The organism is Psychromonas antarctica (assembly GCF_022267535.1).
Lineage (GTDB): Bacteria > Pseudomonadota > Gammaproteobacteria > Enterobacterales > Psychromonadaceae > Psychromonas > Psychromonas antarctica.
In genome coordinates, this window is record NZ_JAHNZV010000063.1 from 1 (window position 1) to 16,774 (window position 16,774).

The window sequence follows — 16,774 nt, forward strand, 5'->3', positions numbered from 1 at the left end:
GATATTAAATGACATTACAAGAAATAGCTAAATTAGCAGGTGTTTCTCGCACTACAGCCAGTTACATTATAAATGGTAAGTCTGCTCAATACCGGATCAGTGAAAAAACGCGTAAAAAAGTAATGGCCGTAGTGACAAAATATAATTACAAGCCTAACTATGCTGCCAGCTCTTTAAGGGCCGGTAATAGTCATACTTTCGGTCTGGTTATTCCTGATTTAGAAAATACCAGTTATGCTAAGTTAGCTAAGCTGTTAGAAAGAGACGCTCGAAAAGAAGGCTTTCAACTGGTCATCTCGTGCTCAGATGATGATCCTGATACTGAAATGAGCGTTGTCTCTAATCTTGTCAGTAGAGGCATTGATGTACTTATCATCGCCAGTGTATTAGCTGTGGAGAATAACTTTTATCGTGAAATTCAAGCTAAAGGTTTGCCCGTGGTGGCGATAGATCGTTATCTCGATGATGAAATTTTTGCTAGTGTCATAAGTGAGGATTTAGAGGGGGCTCTTGAATTAACTCAATCGTTACTCGAAAAAAATGTACATAGCATTGGGTTGATTGGTGCGGTGCCTCAGCTTGGTATATCTAAAGAGCGAGAGCAAGGCTTCAAAGCCGCACTTTCACAACAGCCAAACTCGCCTCAATATATCTGTACTTATGGCGAACACTTTAGTCTCGAGCAAGGTCGTATTTTGGCACAGCAGTGGATTGATCAAGACTGCTTTCCTGATGCAATATTGGTTACTTCTTATGTTTTGTTTGAGGGGGTGCTAGATTGTTTGTTAGCGCATCCGAAATTACTGAAAAGTGTTGATTTAGCAACCTTTGGGGATAACCGTTTATTGGACTTTTTACCGGTTAAGATCCAGTCATTGCCTCAGCAATTTGAGTTGATCGCAGAAAAAGCACTTGAACTTGCACTCTCGGCTGCAAAGGGAATTTACCACCCTTGCATAGAGGTTATTCCTCGCAAATTAGTTAGAAGGTAACATTGGATTACTCACTCGCTGTCGCTTCCTAAGGAGTGAGTTGATTTGTATTTGTAACTGCCTCGACCGCTTGCGGCCATGTTTTGCGTCTTTATTTATTTCACAATAGGCAGCGGTTTGAGGTGGTTTTCGGATATAGCGACCACTTTATCTACGCGTTTGCTGTATTTTTCTTCACCACACAAAAAGTCAGTTGTCATCCAAGCATTGACAATTTCCACTGCAATGCCTGATCCAATAATTTTAGCGCCGATACAAAGAATATTAGTATTTGAGTGTGAGCGGGCTAATTGGGCACAGAAAGGGTCTTGGCACACAGCTGCATACAAACCGGAAATTTTATTGGCAATCATCGCGCTGCCATAACCCACTCCGTCAATAAATATACCGCGTTCCGCTTTCCCCATTGCAACTGCAATCGCTGCTGGATAAATGTGATCGGGTAAATCACATGGGTCTTCGTTACTTGTACCAAAATCTAAAATTTCGTGACCTTGATTTTGTAAAAATAATTTTATCTCTTCTTTTAAAGTAAAGCCTGCGTGATCACTCGCCATTGCAATTCTCATAACATATACCCTCTTAAATTAACTGAATAAATTTGCACCGGAATATCGCACTCAACTTGCCGGAATAATTCCATTATTCGTTAGTGGTTTAACTCATCGCGCCTTACGCATCTACGACCATATTACTGCTTTCGCAAAGCAGTGGTAGATGTTCATGTATTTCGTTCGCTTTAAGATCTATTATGCGTTTAAAATCATAAGTTACTTTGCTGCGAGCTTGCTCAACTAGATAAACACCCCCATTCAAAAATCCGAGGTGTTTATCAGTTAGCTAATGATGAAAGATCGTTAAATCAAGCTGCAATTGGCGCTTCTTGCTTGTCACTTTTCTTTAGGAATGCATAGCTAAAGCCGGTGACGGCAGTCCCTGCCGCAATCGCCCCCAAATACAACATGACCGGACTGATTGCCCCTGGGATAAGCAGTACAAATAAACCGCCATGTGGCGCTAGTAGCTGAGCCCCGAAGAGCATAGAAAGAGCGCCTGTTAAAGCACCACCTGCGATACAACAAGGGATCACGCGCATTGGATCTTTAGCCGCAAAAGGGATAGCACCTTCAGAGATAAAGCATAGGCCTAATACAAATGCGGCTTTACCCGCTTCCGCTTCTGCTTTGATAAATTTGGATTTAGCTAAGAATGTTGCCAGTCCCATACCCAGCGGAGGTACCATGCCGGCAGCCATAATCGCCGCCATCGGCGCATAGGTTTGCGATGCTAATAGGCCAACACCAAAAGTGTACGCTGTTTTGTTTACCGGGCCACCTAAATCGAAACACATCATTGCACCAAGCAAAGTGCCCAGTAAGATCGCATTCGCTGAACCCATATTGGCAAGGAATTGTGTGAGTGATGCCATGATTGCAGAAACCGGAGCACCGACGACATAAATCATCACTAAACCAGTCACTAAGCTCGCTACTAATGGAATGATTAAGATAGGTTTGAGAGCCGCCATGGATTCAGGTAGATTAACTTTGTCGGCGATAAATTTAGCCACGTAACCTGCTAAGAAACCCGCTATTATGCCGCCAAGAAAGCCTGCGCCAGTTGAGCTTGCGAGCATTCCGCCAATTAAACCGGGAGCAAGTCCTGGTCGGTCGGCAATCGAGAATGCTATAAAGCCGGATAAAACGGGTATCATAAGGGCAAAGGCAGAAGCTCCACCAATCGTCATTAATGCAGCAGCCAGAGTGCCTTCTTCTTTGAAAGCTTCGATACCGAAGACAAAAGAAAGTGCTATTAATAATCCCCCAGCAACGACCACTGGTAGCATATGTGATACACCTGTCATGAGGTGTTTATATACGCCTGTCTTTTCTTTTACATTATCAGCTGATCTGCCGCCTTCTTGGCTTTGATAAACCGTTGCTTGTGCAAATGCGTTATTGATCTCTTGGTTGGTTTTCTTAAGGGCTAAACCGGTGCTGGTTTTGTACAGTTTTTTACCGGCAAAGCGTGCTAAATCCACTTCGATATCGGCCGCAATAATCACTAAGTCAGCTGCGCTAATATCATCTGCTGTTAATTGGTTTTTTGCACCCACTGAGCCGCGTGTTTCAACTTTAATTTCATAACCTAAGCGTTTACTTTCCTCTTCTAAGGCTGCTGCGGCCATAAACGTATGGGCAACACCAGTCGGGCAGGCGGTAATAGCGACAATTTTCTTAGCGGATGGTGAAGGTGCGGCCGCTTGTGTAACCTGAGTAAGCAGTTGTGCTTTTTCAACTGCATTTTGCAGGTAGTCTTTTACATCGGTAAGACATTCAGCAATATTAGATTGATAAACTTTTTTGCCTTTAAAACGACTGTTGTCGACTGTTGTGTTGGCTGCAATAACGATGCAATCGGCAGCTTCAATTTGTGCTTGAGTTAGGGTATCAACGGGGATAATTGTCGATTGGCATTCAATATTAATTTCCCAGTTTAATTCACTTGCTGCTTTTTTCATTAAGCCGGCAGCAATAACACTGTTGGCTATGCCACTTGGGCAGGCGGTTACTATCGCTAATTTCATTTTTTCAGTCCTTTTATATACGGGGCAATTGAGTTATTTTTATCTTTTCTTGCATGGCATGTACTTTAGTGATGTCTTCTACGCCGACGCCTATTTGCATTACAGCAAATGCAGCCAGCGCTGTTGCAAAACGTAAACTTTGTGATTTTCCCCACTGGTTTAGCTGTGCCCAGCAAAGTCCAGCGACCAGTGTATCGCCAGCACCAACAGTGCTAACAACATCCATTTTTTGTGGTGTAGATTGGATCCAACCTGATTGATCAAGCCAAAGTACGCCTTTATGACCCATCGAAATGACTACATTTTCACAGCCTTGCTGGTGTAGTTTTTCTGCTGCCACAGTGATATCAGAAGTCGTATTTAGCGCATGGCCCACAATCGTGCTGAGTTCATCATCATTGGGTTTAATGAGGAAAGGGCAAGCTCCAATACCAGCTGCTAAGGCTTGATTGCTACTGTCAAAGAATACTTTTTTACCGGCCGTCTGTAATTTTTTAATCCAGGTCGCTAGATATTCAGTTGAAACGCCTTGCGCTAAGCTACCAGCGATTACAAAAACGTCGTGGGATTGAGCAAGTGCGAATAAAGTGTCTTCAAATCGTTTTATCTCATCTTCTTTCACGGTGACACCGGGAAAATTGAGATCGCTTACTTGTCCTGACTTTTCAACTATTTTTACATTGATGCGACTAGCACCGCCTACTCGGATAAATCTGTCTGTTATGTCTAGAGAGTCAAAGAGTTGTACAAAGGGTTCTTGATTATCCCGGCCTAGCAAACCGGTAACGGTTACCTGTGCGCCCAGTTCAGCGAGTACTTTGGCAACATTAATCCCTTTTCCTGCGGGGTGTAGGCTACCTGTATCAATCAAATTGACACTCCCAGTTGAAAGCGTATCAAGTGAACCGGTCAGATCTAAGGCGGGATTTAACGTAACCGTAACAACTTTTAATTTTGTCTTCATGCGATTTTCTCACCTAAACCTGCCTCAATGGCTTTGCCGATTGCAATGAGCGCTGCTTCTGCATCTTCTCCTTGCGCAGTAAACTGTAACTTATTACCAAATTTAACGCCTAGCGTCATTACTTTCATCAGGCTTTTGGCATTTTCTGTTTTACTGGTTCCGTCTAAGTTGGTCATCTGGATTTTGGCTTTAAACTGTTTTGCAGTATGCACTAACATAGCCCCTGGGCGGGCGTGTAAACCATGGGGATTTTTAATGGTAAAGGTTTGTTGGCTACCTTCGAGCAGCTCTTGAGTTAATAACGTCACAATCTCTTTTTCGGAAGCGCTTAATAATTTGTCGATTTTATTGCTGTATAAAAGTGCCGTCAGAAAGTTTAGGTTTTTCAGATGTAACGCACTATTACTGGCAACACAAAGTAGCCCTTTTACTGGCTGACCTTGGCTTTGTAATGTCTGCGCACTTGTAACAAAAGATAATGCTGTTTTGGTGACGCCCTGACAGCTGCTTGTTAACCAAAGACCTTGGCCCAAATTGGTGGCATTACCTGCTGTTTCGTTAACAAAGGTATCATTGACTAAGCCTTGATTTTTTATTAAGTTGGCCGCGTTTGCACTAAGCGCGGTTAGATCGCTTGCGGATCCATTGAGTTGGATCAGCTCACTGTTAAATTCAGTCTCACTTTGTACTTTACCTGACAGTAAATCGACAATAGTGTCAGCTTTGGTTGCGTTTTTAAGCAGATCTTCAACGCCATCGGTAGAAAGTACTTTGGTGAGTTGGGTCAGAATAGTTAAATGCTCATCTGATTTGGCGGCGATACCGATTGCCAGATACACAGTATTATCATCCCCCCAATCTACTCCCTCTGGGAAGTGGTGCACAATAACACCTGTTTTATTGACCATGTCGCGCGTATCTGTGGTGCCATGGGGAATGGCGATGCCGTTACCTAAAAAAGTGGAAGTTTGCGCTTCTCGTCCCAGCATACCCTCTCGGTAACCGGCTTCAACATAGCCTTTTTCTGTCAGACTGGCAGCGACAGATGTTATCGCCTCGGTTTTATTTACAGCTACTTGTGAAAGCACAATATCACTGTTGTTAATTGTTAACATAGTTTATCTACCTTATTTCAGCTTGCCTTGACTGAGCAGATTCAGCTGGCAATAAAAAAATATTCAGACAAGTAAAGTTGTTTATTCGCAGTTATTTCCCTGTAATAAATAGAAGTGGGTGCTGGCGCAGCAATCAACTGACTATTAAATTATTTATAAAGGGATATCACTATTTAAAACAGATAATAATCTGCTCACTTTAATACTGAAACGATTCAGTAACAATACTGAATCGTTTCAGCATTTAGTGCAACTTTTTTAAGCAGATATATTCACTTATCCTTTGTGATGTGATCTGTATCATATTAGGTGTTGCGGAATTGCTCATCAAGTGCTTTGAAGATATTTGAATCCTTAAGTTATGGGGTAAGCACTTTGTATTAAATAGGCAGTGAGATGCAGTTACTGTTTTCGTTATTTTGAAGGATACAAGTTTCACTCACTCACTAGATGATCTATTTGGGGCTCGGGGGAAAGTCCAGGGAAGCAATGTGCTGATTACAGTAACTATTTTTTTTGATTTAGAAATAAAAAATGTAAATATAATTTACATGTAGCTAGTATTAATTTTATAAGCATAAATCAATAGATAATAGCAAAGGAAGTAATACAGAGATCAAGTATTACGTAGGAAAAAATAACACTACCAAGACGTGAGTTGTAGGAAATAGTTGAAACTCTATGGAATGATTTTGAACCGCTTGAGCTGACCACTAAGTGGCGAAAAACACGATGTTGTGAACCAAATTGACAACGCAGTTAGGGGGATTTTAATAAGCTATAGTGCTCCCTTTTTAGTTACTTTGGCGATATGAGTAGATTTGCTATCAATATTTGATATGCGAAGATTGCTTGCGTTAGTTTGGCTGCAAGTCGGAACTTTCCCCAAAAACAAGGTGCTTAAAAAAGCACCTTGTTGAATTCTTGATTGATAGTGACATTGTATTTTATTCGATTTGTCCGCAGAAACGATAACCCTCACCATGAATGGTTGCGATGATTTCAGGCGCTTCCGGAATACTTTCAAAATGCTTACGGATGCGGCGGATTGTTACATCAACAGTACGATCGTGTGCTTTTAATTCACGTCCGGTCATTTTCAATAACAGTTCCGCCCGTGTTTGTATTTTCCCGGGATTTTCAATGAAATGCAGAATGGCTCTAAACTCACTACGTGGTAATTTAAAGAGATCGCCATTCGGGCTGATTAATGATCGACTATCAATCTCAAGCGTCCAACCGTTAAATTTATAGTTTTCTACTTTTTCTCGTACCTCTTCAAAATAGAGGTTTTCTTGCATAGTGCGGGTTAGCAAATTACGGATGCGGATAGTCAATTCCCGAGGATTAAAGGGTTTGGTGATATAATCATCTGCGCCAATTTCTAAACCCAATATTTTATCCACTTCATTATCACGACCCGTTAAGAAAATCAGTGCAATATTCTGATTTTCACGAAGTTCTCTGGCAAGTAGTAAGCCATTTTTTCCGGGTAAATTGATATCCATAATAATGAGGTTAATATTACTGTTTTCTTTGATGATCTGTTGCATCTGATCGCCATCATTCGCTTCTAAAACATTGTAACCTTCTGCTTCAAAAACACTTTTTAACATATTGCGGGTGACTAATTCATCTTCAACAATGAGTATATTTGCTGTGGACATGAGGAACTCCTATTTTTAAATTCTGTATATGCGAACGGCCTAAACTGGGCAATTTTCAAAACGTTAAAGCAAACAGGGATAAGAAAGTTGTTAGTTTCTTATGTCTTTCTCATTTTAAAATAATTAACGTTTAGTTATTTTTTTAAACAATACTTTTACATTTATGATTTTTTGTGAAGAAAAGTGCTACAAGTTTAAAAAAACTACTTATAAAGAGTTATAGGCTACTTGTTTGTTCCTCTACAATTAAGGAAATCACTATAATTACTTAACATTCACATAACAACTGTAATGTCAGCAAATAAGTATAAATATAGGTTGTTCATTGATGTGCATCAACTGCTTGGTGGCTGCCGCCGTGATTTTGAACGAGAGATCAGGGCTGATAATATTAAAAACGTATAAATGTAGCCGTTGAGATGTTCGTCAATCGGTTTTTGTGAAGAAAAGTTACATTACTAAAGCGTCAATTGTTTCAGTCAAGATAAAGCTTTGTTATGATAGCCCTACAACTATTAAAAATAACAATTAAAGTAACAAAAACACTATGGTTTATGTCTTATTTCACCAATTTAACTTTTATTCAGGGGCCTTCGCTAAGAAGTGGCCCGCTCATGTTGAATTTATGAAATAAATCATAGCTTTTATGAACCCGCGGTTATCTGCGGGTTTTTTGTATTACAGCAGGGATCGTTTAAATGCGCGTACTTAAATTTGGTGGCACATCATTAGCAAATGCCGAACGTTTTAATCAAGTTGCAGATATTGCTATCAGCAATCAGCAACAGTCACAAATCGCATTGGTTTTATCCGCACCAGCGGGGGTCACCAATAATTTGGTGGCGGTTGTCGAAAAAACCAGTCAGGGCCTCTCTGCCGAGAGTAATTTAATCGATATTCAGCGTATTTTTGCTGAACTAATTAAAAACCTAAAAAATGCTTACTCAGAATTTGCCGATGGTCTTTTAAAAACTATTTTTGAGCAGGAACTGGCGCATTTAACTAATTTGCTAGAGGGCGTGCGTTTATTAGCACAATGTCCCGCAAATATTGAAGCGCAAATTCTAAGTAAGGGTGAGCTGCTTAGTGTTGCTTGCATGAAACAACTTTTGATTGCCAAAGGGCATCTGGTTGAGGTGATTAAGCCGCAAGAAAAATTAATTGCATATAAAGGCGGTTATCTTGAAGCGCAAATCGATATTGAAGCATCGTCGGCTAAGTTTGCAAAGCAAGCTATTATTAAAAATGCAATTTATTTAATGCCCGGTTTTACTGCGGGTAATGAGCAGGGGGAAACATTAGTGCTTGGGCGTAACGGCTCTGATTATTCAGCGGCAGTTTTAGCGGCATGTTTGAAAGCGGAATGCTGTGAAATTTGGACTGATGTAGATGGTATTTATAGTTGTGATCCTCGTTTGGTAAAAGATGCCAAATTACTCCGTTCATTAAGTTATGCCGAAGCGATGGAGCTTTCTTATTTTGGTGCTAAAGTGCTGCATCCTAAAACAATCGCGCCGATTGCGCAGCACCATATACCTTGTTTAATTAAAAACACTCATAACCCGCAAGCAAGTGGGACGCTTATTGGTGATGGCCTCGACGATCAATCCATGCAGGTTAAGGGGATATCAGATCTCAAAGCACTGACCATGTTAAGTATTTCAGGTACCGGTATGAAAGGCATTGTTGGCATGGCTGGTCGAATATTTACTACGGTTTCGCGTGCGCGTGTATCGATTATTTTGATCACTCAATCGTCTTCTGAATATAGTTTAAGTTTCTGTATCGCTTCAAGTGATACTGAAAAAGCCTTAGATGCATTAAATGAAGAATTTAGGCTTGAATTTAAAAATAATTTATTAGAACCAATTGAACTGGTTGATAAACAAGCGATTATCTCCCTGGTGGGAGATGGCATGAAAGAAGCGAAAGGTATCGCGGCTCGATTCCTTACTGCTTTAACAGAAGCGTCAATTAATATTACGGCCATTGCGCAAGGTTCATCAGAACGTTCTATTTCAGTCGTCGTCGCGGAAGAAAAAGCCAAACAAGCGGTGATCGCTTGCCATCAAAAATTCTTCGCTAGTGTGCAATATATCGATATGTTTCTGATTGGTTGCGGTGGTGTAGGTGGTGCCTTGGTTGATCAGGTTTATCGTCAGCAAGCGCGATTATCGGAGCGTAATATCCATATCCGCGTCTGTGGTATCGCCAATAGCCGGGTGATGCTAATGGATGAACAAGGTATCGAATTAGCCAATTGGCGCGAAAGTTTAAAAGAGGCAACAGAAGTTTTATCGTTGTCGCACATGCAAGCGCTGGTTGATGATTCTCATATTATTAACCCTGTGATTGTTGACTGTACTAGTGATGATGCTATCGCTGCGCGCTATATAGACTTTTTAGGAGCCGGCTTTCATGTGGTCACTGCTAATAAAAAAGCCAATACAAGTAGTATGGCTTATTATCAGCAGTTACGTTTAACCGCCTTAATGAAACGTCGGAAATTCTTATACGATACTAATGTGGGTGCGGGGTTACCTGTTATTGAAAATATGCAGAATCTATTTAATGCAGGTGATCAGTTAGTTAAATTTAATGGTATTTTATCGGGATCCTTATCATTTATCTTTGGTAAATTAGATGAGGGGGTCGCATTCTCTGAAGTGACCAAGCAAGCGCGTAACTTAAACTTCACAGAGCCGGATCCCCGAGATGATTTAAGTGGCACTGATGTTGCCCGTAAATTACTTATTTTAGCGCGTGAAGCCGGCATGAATTTATCACTTAAAGATGTTGAAATAGAGCAGGCATTACCACCTGGTTTCGATGATAGTGGCACCGCAGACGAGTTTATGGCACGTCTACCCGAGGCTGATGCTTATTTTAAAGAGCTGCAAGAAAAAGCTAATGAGAAAGGCCAAGTATTGCGTTATATCGGTAGTATCACAGATGGTAAGTGTCGTTGTAGTATTAAAGCTGTTGATGCGGATGATCCCCTTAACAAAGTGAAAGATGGTGAAAATGCATTAGCTTTCTATAGTCAGTATTATCAGCCAATACCGCTGGTATTACGTGGTTATGGAGCTGGGACAGAAGTGACTGCGGCAGGCGTCTTTGCGGATTTATTGCGCACACTAAATTGGAAACAGGAGTTTTAATATGTCTTATAAATTAGTCGCAGATGTGACCTATAGACAAAGTCGCTGTTCCCGGTTTTTAGTATTACGTACAACGGTAAATATTCAGAAACAGGAGTTTTAAATGAGTGTTGTAGCATATGCTCCTGCCTCGACAGCAAATGTCAGCGTAGGTTTTGATGTATTAGGGGGTGCTCTCGCGCCTATCAATGGCGAATTACTCGGTGATCGCGTAAAAGTATCAAGAGGTGATTATGGTTTCTCTTTAGAGTGTATTGGTCGTTACGCACATAAACTACCAACTGACTCTAAAAGTAATATTGTTTACCAATGTTATTTAGGTTACAAAGCAGCCTTAAGCAAACGTAATAAAGAGATTCTGCCGGTTAAAATGATCCTTGAGAAAAATTTACCCGTAGGCAGCGGTTTAGGATCTAGTTCAAGCTCAATTGTCGCGGCACTCGAAGCACTTAATGCTTGGCATGATTATCTACTTGATAAGACAAGCATGTTGACCTTAATGGGGGAAATGGAAGGGCAGATCAGTGGTAGCGTGCATTACGATAATGTGGCACCTTGCTACTTAGGCGGACTGCAACTGATGATCAACGAAGGTGGCATTATCAGTCAAAATATCCCCTCTTTTAAAGAGTGGTATTGGGTCGTAGCTTATCCGGGGATTAGTATCTCCACCTCTGTAGCGCGAGATATTTTACCTGCACAATATCGCTTGAGTGATGCTCTTACTTATGGACGCCGCTTGGGTGCCTTTGTTCATGCAAGCTACAGCAATCAGCCTGAGCTGGCTGCCAAAATGCTTAAAGATGTGATTGCTGAGCCTTATCGTTCACAGTTAATTCCAGGTTTTAAAGAAGCGCGCCTTTATGCTGAGCAGAGCGGTGCGTTAGCAATGGGAATTTCTGGGTCGGGACCAACAGTCTTTACTGTAATGACCGATCTCAAGCAAGCTCAATCATTACAAAATTGGTTAACAGAAAACTTTCTCCAAAATGATGAAGGATTTTGTCATATTTGCCACCTTGATCAACAGGGTGCTCGCGTGCTAGGAACAGAACTATGAATTTATACAACCTCAAAGACAGCAGTGAACAGGTCAATTTTCAACAAGCAGTAAAACAAGGTCTAGGACGTGGACAGGGGCTTTTTTTCCCGGAAACAATCTCTCCGCTTGAAAATATTGATGCATTATTAGCAATGAATCTTGTTGATCGTTCAACTGAAATTTTATCTCATTTAATTGGTGATGAACTAAGCAAAGAAATGCTTCATAGTATTGTATCAAAAGCTTTTACTTTTGCTGCGCCCGTTAAAAAAGTGACGGATAGAATTAGTGCTTTAGAGCTTTTTCATGGTCCAACTTTAGCATTTAAGGATTTTGGCGGCCGTTTTATGGCGCAATGTCTAGCACACTTTAAAGATGATGGGAGAATTACTATTTTAACGGCAACATCGGGTGATACTGGTGCTGCTGTTGCTCATGCCTTTTATGGTATGGATAATATTGATGTGGTGATCCTTTATCCCAAAGGAAAAATTAGTCCGCTACAAGAGAAACTATTTTGTACGCTTGGCGGCAATATAACCACGATTGCGATTGAAGGTACGTTTGATGACTGTCAGGCAATGGTTAAGCAGGCATTTGATGATCAAGAATTGAAAAAAACAATTGGCTTAAACTCTGCTAATTCAATTAATATCAGCCGTTTACTGGCTCAAATTTGTTATTACTTTGAAGCTTTTGCCCAATTAAGTGTTGCCCAACGTGAAAATTTAGTTGTGTCAGTGCCGAGTGGAAATTTTGGTGATTTAACCGCGGGGTTACTCGCTAAATCTCTGGGATTACCAATCAAACGTTTTATTGCGGCAACGAATGAAAATGATACAGTGCCTCGTTATTTGCAGAATGGTCATTGGTCGCCTAAAACAACAATTGCGACTCTTTCAAATGCGATGGATGTTAGTCAACCAAATAATTGGCCGCGTATTGAAGAGCTTTTTGCAGTGAAAGGTTGGTCGTTATCTGAATTGGGTTACGGTAAAATAAGCGATGCAGAAACTAAAGTTACCTTGGTTGAAATGGATAAATTAGGTTATTTATGTGAGCCACATGGCGCAATTGCATACCGAGAGTTAACAAATCAGTTAAAAGATAACGAAACGGGTTTATTCTTATGTACTGCGCATCCAGCTAAATTTAAAGAGAGTGTCGAAGCTATTTTAGGACGAGGCATTTTTATTCCTGAAGCACTTGCTGCTCGCGCTGATTTAGCATTGCTTTCAAAAGAGTTCCCGGCAGATTTTGCAAAAGTTCGAGAACTATTGATGGCATTATAAGTCATTGAAATAGAAAAATATGAATAACAAAGAGCGTACTACACGCTCTTTTTTGTTTTGGAGAGCTTGATATGGGTAAAGTATTAAATGATCTTTTAGATCAGCTGAGTTTAGAAAAACTAGAAGAGAATCTATTTCGTGGCAAAAGTCAGGATCTGGGACTCGGGGTGGTTTTTGGTGGACAAGTGATGGGGCAGGCTATCTCTGCGGCGAAAGAAACCTTAGAAAAAGACCGGCAGGTGCACTCCTTCCATTGTTATTTTTTACGCATAGGTAAAACTGATCAGCCCATTATATATGATGTAAAGCGGATCCGTGATGGACAAACATTGTCAACGCGGCGTATCAAAGCAATCCAAAATGGTCAGCCAATTTTTTATATGACCGCTTCTTTTAAAGCTAAAGAAGGTGGTTTTGAGCATCAAGATAAAATGCCAATAGCCCCGGCTCCTGAAGATCTGATCTCTGAGCAGGAGATGGCGTTGCTGCATACTGACATGCTACCAATTGCAGCTCGTGATAAGTTGGTTTCAGAGAAACCAATTGAGATGCGACCGGTTAGTTTTGTCGATCCTATTGATCCAGAAGTTGAGCCCGCTAAGCGTTTGGTGTGGTTTAAGGCAAATGGTAAAATGCCGGATGATCTAAGTATTCATCGTTATTTATTGGCTTACGCTTCTGATTTTAATTTTTTGCTTACTGCACTGCAGCCGCATGGTGTCTCCTATTACAGTGAAGGGATGCAAGTGGTTACAGTGGATCATTCAATGTGGTTTCATCATGATTTTCGTTTGGATGAATGGCTCTTGTACTCGGTCGAAAGTAGTGTCGCATCCGATGGGCGTGGTTTGGTAAGAGGACAAATTTTCACACGAGAGGGAGTATTGGTGGCATCGACTATTCAAGAAGGTCTGATTAGGCAAAGGGCAAAATGATGTTTATTATTTTGAAAAAGGGAAGTTTGTACTTCCCTTTTTATTTTATAAAAAACTAAAGTTATAGTGATTCGGTAAATGTACGTGTCATTACATCTGCTTTTTGCTCTGCAGTTAAAGAATTGAAACGAACAGCATAACCAGATACACGAATCGTTAACTGGGGGTATTTTTCTGGATGGTCGATTGCGTCTTGTAGAGTCTCTCTCCTAAGCACATTTACGTTTAAGTGTTGACCACCCTCTTGCGCAGCAGGTGCTTGAACTGCGATCTCTTTGTATTCTATCTCACCTAGATCGGCAATAGAGACAATTTGATCTTCCGCATAAGCATTATCTTTAACACATAAACAGCGTGCTTGAGCGTTTGCTTCGTCTAATAACCAAAATGAGTTAAGTAGAGATGAATTTTCAGATTTAGTGATTTGGATTCCTAAAGCCATGGGAAGCTCCTTAATTAAAGTTAATAAATGGATATTGCAATAATTTTACAATTCCGTAATAAACTTAGCATTTTCACGCTCTGTTTAATCAATCTGAATTTATTATATGGGTTGCATTGATTGATGTAAATCAATAATCACATATTTTTTTTAAGGGTTAATTCCGATTTAATTGATTTAAATCAGGGATTTTTTAATGCTGTTGTGAGTTGTTCTTTATTATTTTGTTCTGTGTCAATTTTAACAGGACTCAATACACCTTGCTTTGCAGTGTTGCATTGTTGTTATACTTTGGATTTTTTGTTACAAATGGCTTAGTAAGACAATTATTTTAAGTCACAAAGAGAAAGGAATTTTACATGTGTTGGAATAAATTTATAGCGCGACAAGCGCAGATGCCTTATTACCAAAATCTGCAGCAATTTTTGCAAGATCAAAAAGATTTAGGAAAAATCATTTTTCCACCTCAAGCACTGTGCTTTCATGCAATGGATTTGGCGCCATTGGAAAATATCAAAGTGGTTATTTTGGGGCAGGATCCTTATCATGGAGATAATCAAGCACATGGTTTGAGTTTTTCAGTGCCTGATGGAGTAAAAATACCGCCTTCATTGCGTAATATTTATAAGGAATTAGCAAGGAGCCTGCCCGATTATACAATGCCTGAATCGGGTAATTTAACGCATTGGGCTAAACAAGGCGTGTTATTGTTAAATTCAGTGTTAACGGTCGAAAAGGGCCATGCTGGTAGCCATGCATCGAAAGGGTGGGAGACTTTTACTGATAATATAATTAGTGAAATAAATAAACACAAAAGAGGGGTGATTTTTCTACTATGGGGCAGCTATGCGCATAAAAAAGGGAGATTAATCGACACACAAAGGCACACGGTTTTAAAATCAACACATCCATCACCTTTATCTGCATATCGTGGTTTTCTCGGCTGTGACCACTTTAAACAGGTTAATCTGCTAATAAGCCAAAGGGAAGAAACACGAATCAATTGGTAAGTGAACAGATCAGGCTATATTTCCGTTTTATCAAGTCGTTAGATGGGTAAGTAAAGATTTAATAGGTAATGTGATTTAGTTCAGCGGTTTATTTATAGAAAATGGTTATACTGATCACTCTTTTCAATATTACAGAGTATTTATTATGCTATCGACTATCCATAATGATCATGCCAATATGAATCTTCTTTTAACCCTTTTAAGAAAAAAAATTCAATTGTTAGAAAAAGATGAAAAGATAGATTATCGTTTAATTAAAACAGTGATCTCTTATTTAAGAAATTATTCAGATAAATATCATCATCCTATGGAAGATCTTATTTATGATTATTATTTAAAATATCGTGATGCGCCGAAAGAGCTCTCAATTCGCTTGTCTGAAGAGCATAAAACAATAAAAAATGCGACCATCGAGTTAGATGAGTTATTAGACATGATTTTACTTGATGCCATTGTTCCCACCGCGCTCTGTATTGAAAAATTGCGCAATTTTGTGAACCTTAATTCTGCGCACTTAGTTTTTGAAGAGCAGGAAGTTCTGCCTTTAATTAAAGAAAGTTTGTCCGCTGATGATTGGTCTAATCTGCAACGCCAATGGCAACATGAAGCTTATAAAGATCCATTATTTGGTGACGATATTGCAGAGCAGTACCGTACATTAGCAAGTTACATTAAGAAAAAGTAATAGTTGTGGGCGCTCAGTTTTTAAGACTAAAAAAAAGCCCTCTTTAAAAGAGGGCAAAGGGCACTGCAAATCATATCTGTTAATTTTTCCTGCAATTACTTTAGCCGAACAAGCATAACCCATCAGTAAAGCGAATTCTATTACACTCTATTACAGCCTCTTAAAATATCGACTCATGTACGGTTGTATGGTCATCAAAGTGCATTATTTTACTTAACTTTTGTAATTAAAGATAATTATACTTTCATTGCTCAGTATTAAGTTAATTGAAAAAAGCTATCTACCCGTAATAACTTTCCATCCAGCTTTCTAAAATTAATGCCGCCGAGACGCTGTCTATTTTGCCTTTATCAAGTGCCTTATACCCGCCGTTTGCAAAGATAAATTCTTTGGCACTGGCCGTTGTGAGGCGTTCATCTTGCAGTGCCGTTTTTACGCCGAAGCGGCCATTCAAACGATTTGCAAATTTCTTAGCTCGTTGGGTTATCGGTTGCTCTGTACCATCCATATTCAGTGGCAGGCCGATAACAACTAAATCTGGACGCCATTCATTAATTAACTTTTCAAGAATAGCCCAGTCTGGAATGCCATCATTTGCTTTAATAGCTGCAATCGGTTGCGCTGTTGCCGTGATCATTTGCCCTGTTGCGACCCCGATACTTTTGGTGCCGAAATCGAAACCGAGTAATCTTGAGGGGCTGTTGCTTTTTTCTGTCATTTTTACTGTAGTCGCCTTTTTTATTAGAGATTGCTAGGTAACCTCAATTCTGGATAAGCTAAACGATACAGTACCGTTATTTACGCGTATTTCTGCGTTAAATCATCTAGCAATAACCAGTTATTGCTGCGATGATTCGCCTTGAACTACGCAAAACTAACAGC

The 16,774-nt window shown here is 40.0% G+C and carries 14 protein-coding genes; 7 read left to right on the forward strand and 7 right to left on the reverse strand.

Annotated elements, in window-relative coordinates:
• The first annotated feature begins 8 nt into the window (after positions 1 to 8).
• Positions 9 to 992: a catabolite repressor/activator gene (gene cra, locus KSO91_RS12020; RefSeq protein ID WP_238743241.1), complete on the forward strand. Its 984-nt coding sequence runs from the start codon at positions 9 to 11 to the stop codon at positions 990 to 992.
• A gap of 95 nt (positions 993 to 1,087) precedes the next feature.
• On the opposite strand, the gene KSO91_RS12025 is transcribed toward cra, so the two are convergent.
• From KSO91_RS12025 to arcA, 5 genes are all read right to left on the reverse strand, one after another.
• Positions 1,088 to 1,561 carry an RpiB/LacA/LacB family sugar-phosphate isomerase gene (locus tag KSO91_RS12025; RefSeq protein WP_238743242.1) on the reverse strand — a complete coding sequence of 158 codons (474 nt, stop codon included), beginning with the start codon at positions 1,559 to 1,561 and terminating at the stop codon, positions 1,088 to 1,090.
• Between the two features lie 293 nt (positions 1,562 to 1,854).
• On the reverse strand, positions 1,855 to 3,579 hold the full coding sequence (gene fruA, locus KSO91_RS12030; protein ID WP_238743243.1) for a PTS fructose transporter subunit IIBC: 1,725 nt from the start codon (positions 3,577 to 3,579) through the stop codon (positions 1,855 to 1,857).
• A gap of 13 nt (positions 3,580 to 3,592) precedes the next feature.
• Positions 3,593 to 4,543, reverse strand: a complete 951-nt coding sequence (gene pfkB / locus KSO91_RS12035) for a 1-phosphofructokinase (RefSeq protein ID WP_238743244.1) — start codon at positions 4,541 to 4,543, stop codon at positions 3,593 to 3,595.
• Entirely contained in the window at positions 4,540 to 5,658 is a 1,119-nt protein-coding gene (fruB, locus tag KSO91_RS12040; RefSeq protein ID WP_238743245.1) for a fused PTS fructose transporter subunit IIA/HPr protein, read from the reverse strand. The genes pfkB and fruB overlap by 4 nt, the downstream gene beginning before the upstream one ends.
• Positions 5,659 to 6,605: 947 nt before the next feature.
• Entirely contained in the window at positions 6,606 to 7,325 is a 720-nt protein-coding gene (gene arcA / locus KSO91_RS12045) for a two-component system response regulator ArcA (RefSeq protein ID WP_238743246.1), read from the reverse strand.
• 698 nt (positions 7,326 to 8,023) lie between these two features.
• Between arcA and thrA the strand changes: the two genes are divergently transcribed.
• The 4 genes from thrA (at position 8,024) to tesB (ending at position 13,755) form a co-directional block, all read left to right on the forward strand.
• The gene (gene thrA, locus KSO91_RS12050) at positions 8,024 to 10,486 is read left to right on the forward strand and encodes a bifunctional aspartate kinase/homoserine dehydrogenase I (RefSeq protein ID WP_238743247.1); all 2,463 of its coding nucleotides are present in this window, start codon (positions 8,024 to 8,026) and stop codon (positions 10,484 to 10,486) included.
• Positions 10,487 to 10,589: 103 nt separating this feature from the next.
• Complete coding sequence (gene thrB, locus KSO91_RS12055) at positions 10,590 to 11,546, forward strand: homoserine kinase (RefSeq protein ID WP_238743248.1); 957 nt, start codon at positions 10,590 to 10,592, stop codon at positions 11,544 to 11,546.
• Positions 11,543 to 12,820, forward strand: a complete 1,278-nt coding sequence (thrC, locus tag KSO91_RS12060; RefSeq protein WP_238743249.1) for a threonine synthase — start codon at positions 11,543 to 11,545, stop codon at positions 12,818 to 12,820. The genes thrB and thrC overlap by 4 nt, the downstream gene beginning before the upstream one ends.
• A 71-nt stretch (positions 12,821 to 12,891) precedes the next feature.
• Positions 12,892 to 13,755 (forward strand): acyl-CoA thioesterase II, encoded by an 864-nt coding sequence (gene tesB, locus KSO91_RS12065; protein ID WP_238743250.1) that lies wholly within the window; start codon positions 12,892 to 12,894, stop codon positions 13,753 to 13,755.
• Between the two features lie 61 nt (positions 13,756 to 13,816).
• On the opposite strand, the gene grcA is transcribed toward tesB, so the two are convergent.
• A complete protein-coding gene (gene grcA, locus KSO91_RS12070) occupies positions 13,817 to 14,197 on the reverse strand; it encodes an autonomous glycyl radical cofactor GrcA (RefSeq protein ID WP_238743251.1) in 381 nt (126 codons plus the stop codon).
• Between the two features lie 359 nt (positions 14,198 to 14,556).
• On the opposite strand from grcA, the gene ung reads away from it, so the two are divergent.
• Both ung and KSO91_RS12080 read left to right on the forward strand, forming a co-directional pair.
• Entirely contained in the window at positions 14,557 to 15,207 is a 651-nt protein-coding gene (gene ung / locus KSO91_RS12075; RefSeq protein WP_238743252.1) for a uracil-DNA glycosylase, read from the forward strand.
• Between the two features lie 145 nt (positions 15,208 to 15,352).
• Complete coding sequence (locus KSO91_RS12080; RefSeq protein WP_238743253.1) at positions 15,353 to 15,892, forward strand: hemerythrin domain-containing protein; 540 nt, start codon at positions 15,353 to 15,355, stop codon at positions 15,890 to 15,892.
• A gap of 280 nt (positions 15,893 to 16,172) precedes the next feature.
• Here KSO91_RS12080 and ruvX read toward each other — a convergent pair whose 3' ends face one another.
• The gene (gene ruvX / locus KSO91_RS12085; RefSeq protein WP_238743254.1) at positions 16,173 to 16,610 is read right to left on the reverse strand and encodes a Holliday junction resolvase RuvX; all 438 of its coding nucleotides are present in this window, start codon (positions 16,608 to 16,610) and stop codon (positions 16,173 to 16,175) included.
• Positions 16,611 to 16,774: the final 164 nt, after the last annotated feature.

Bases quoted from the DNA above. Each gene is read 5' to 3' on its own strand.
- thrC (WP_238743249.1), top strand. From the start codon at position 11,543: ATGAATTTATACAACCTCAAAGACAGCAGTGAACAGGTCAATTTTCAA.
- arcA (WP_238743246.1), bottom strand. From the start codon at position 7,325: ATGTCCACAGCAAATATACTCATTGTTGAAGATGAATTAGTCACCCGC.
- tesB (WP_238743250.1), top strand. From the start codon at position 12,892: ATGGGTAAAGTATTAAATGATCTTTTAGATCAGCTGAGTTTAGAAAAA.
- KSO91_RS12025 (WP_238743242.1), bottom strand. From the start codon at position 1,561: ATGAGAATTGCAATGGCGAGTGATCACGCAGGCTTTACTTTAAAAGAA.
- KSO91_RS12080 (WP_238743253.1), top strand. From the start codon at position 15,353: ATGCTATCGACTATCCATAATGATCATGCCAATATGAATCTTCTTTTA.
- ung (WP_238743252.1), top strand. From the start codon at position 14,557: ATGTGTTGGAATAAATTTATAGCGCGACAAGCGCAGATGCCTTATTAC.
- pfkB (WP_238743244.1), bottom strand. From the start codon at position 4,543: ATGAAGACAAAATTAAAAGTTGTTACGGTTACGTTAAATCCCGCCTTA.
- fruA (WP_238743243.1), bottom strand. From the start codon at position 3,579: ATGAAATTAGCGATAGTAACCGCCTGCCCAAGTGGCATAGCCAACAGT.
- thrB (WP_238743248.1), top strand. From the start codon at position 10,590: ATGAGTGTTGTAGCATATGCTCCTGCCTCGACAGCAAATGTCAGCGTA.
- fruB (WP_238743245.1), bottom strand. From the start codon at position 5,658: ATGTTAACAATTAACAACAGTGATATTGTGCTTTCACAAGTAGCTGTA.
- ruvX (WP_238743254.1), bottom strand. From the start codon at position 16,610: ATGACAGAAAAAAGCAACAGCCCCTCAAGATTACTCGGTTTCGATTTC.
- cra (WP_238743241.1), top strand. From the start codon at position 9: ATGACATTACAAGAAATAGCTAAATTAGCAGGTGTTTCTCGCACTACA.
- grcA (WP_238743251.1), bottom strand. From the start codon at position 14,197: ATGGCTTTAGGAATCCAAATCACTAAATCTGAAAATTCATCTCTACTT.
- thrA (WP_238743247.1), top strand. From the start codon at position 8,024: ATGCGCGTACTTAAATTTGGTGGCACATCATTAGCAAATGCCGAACGT.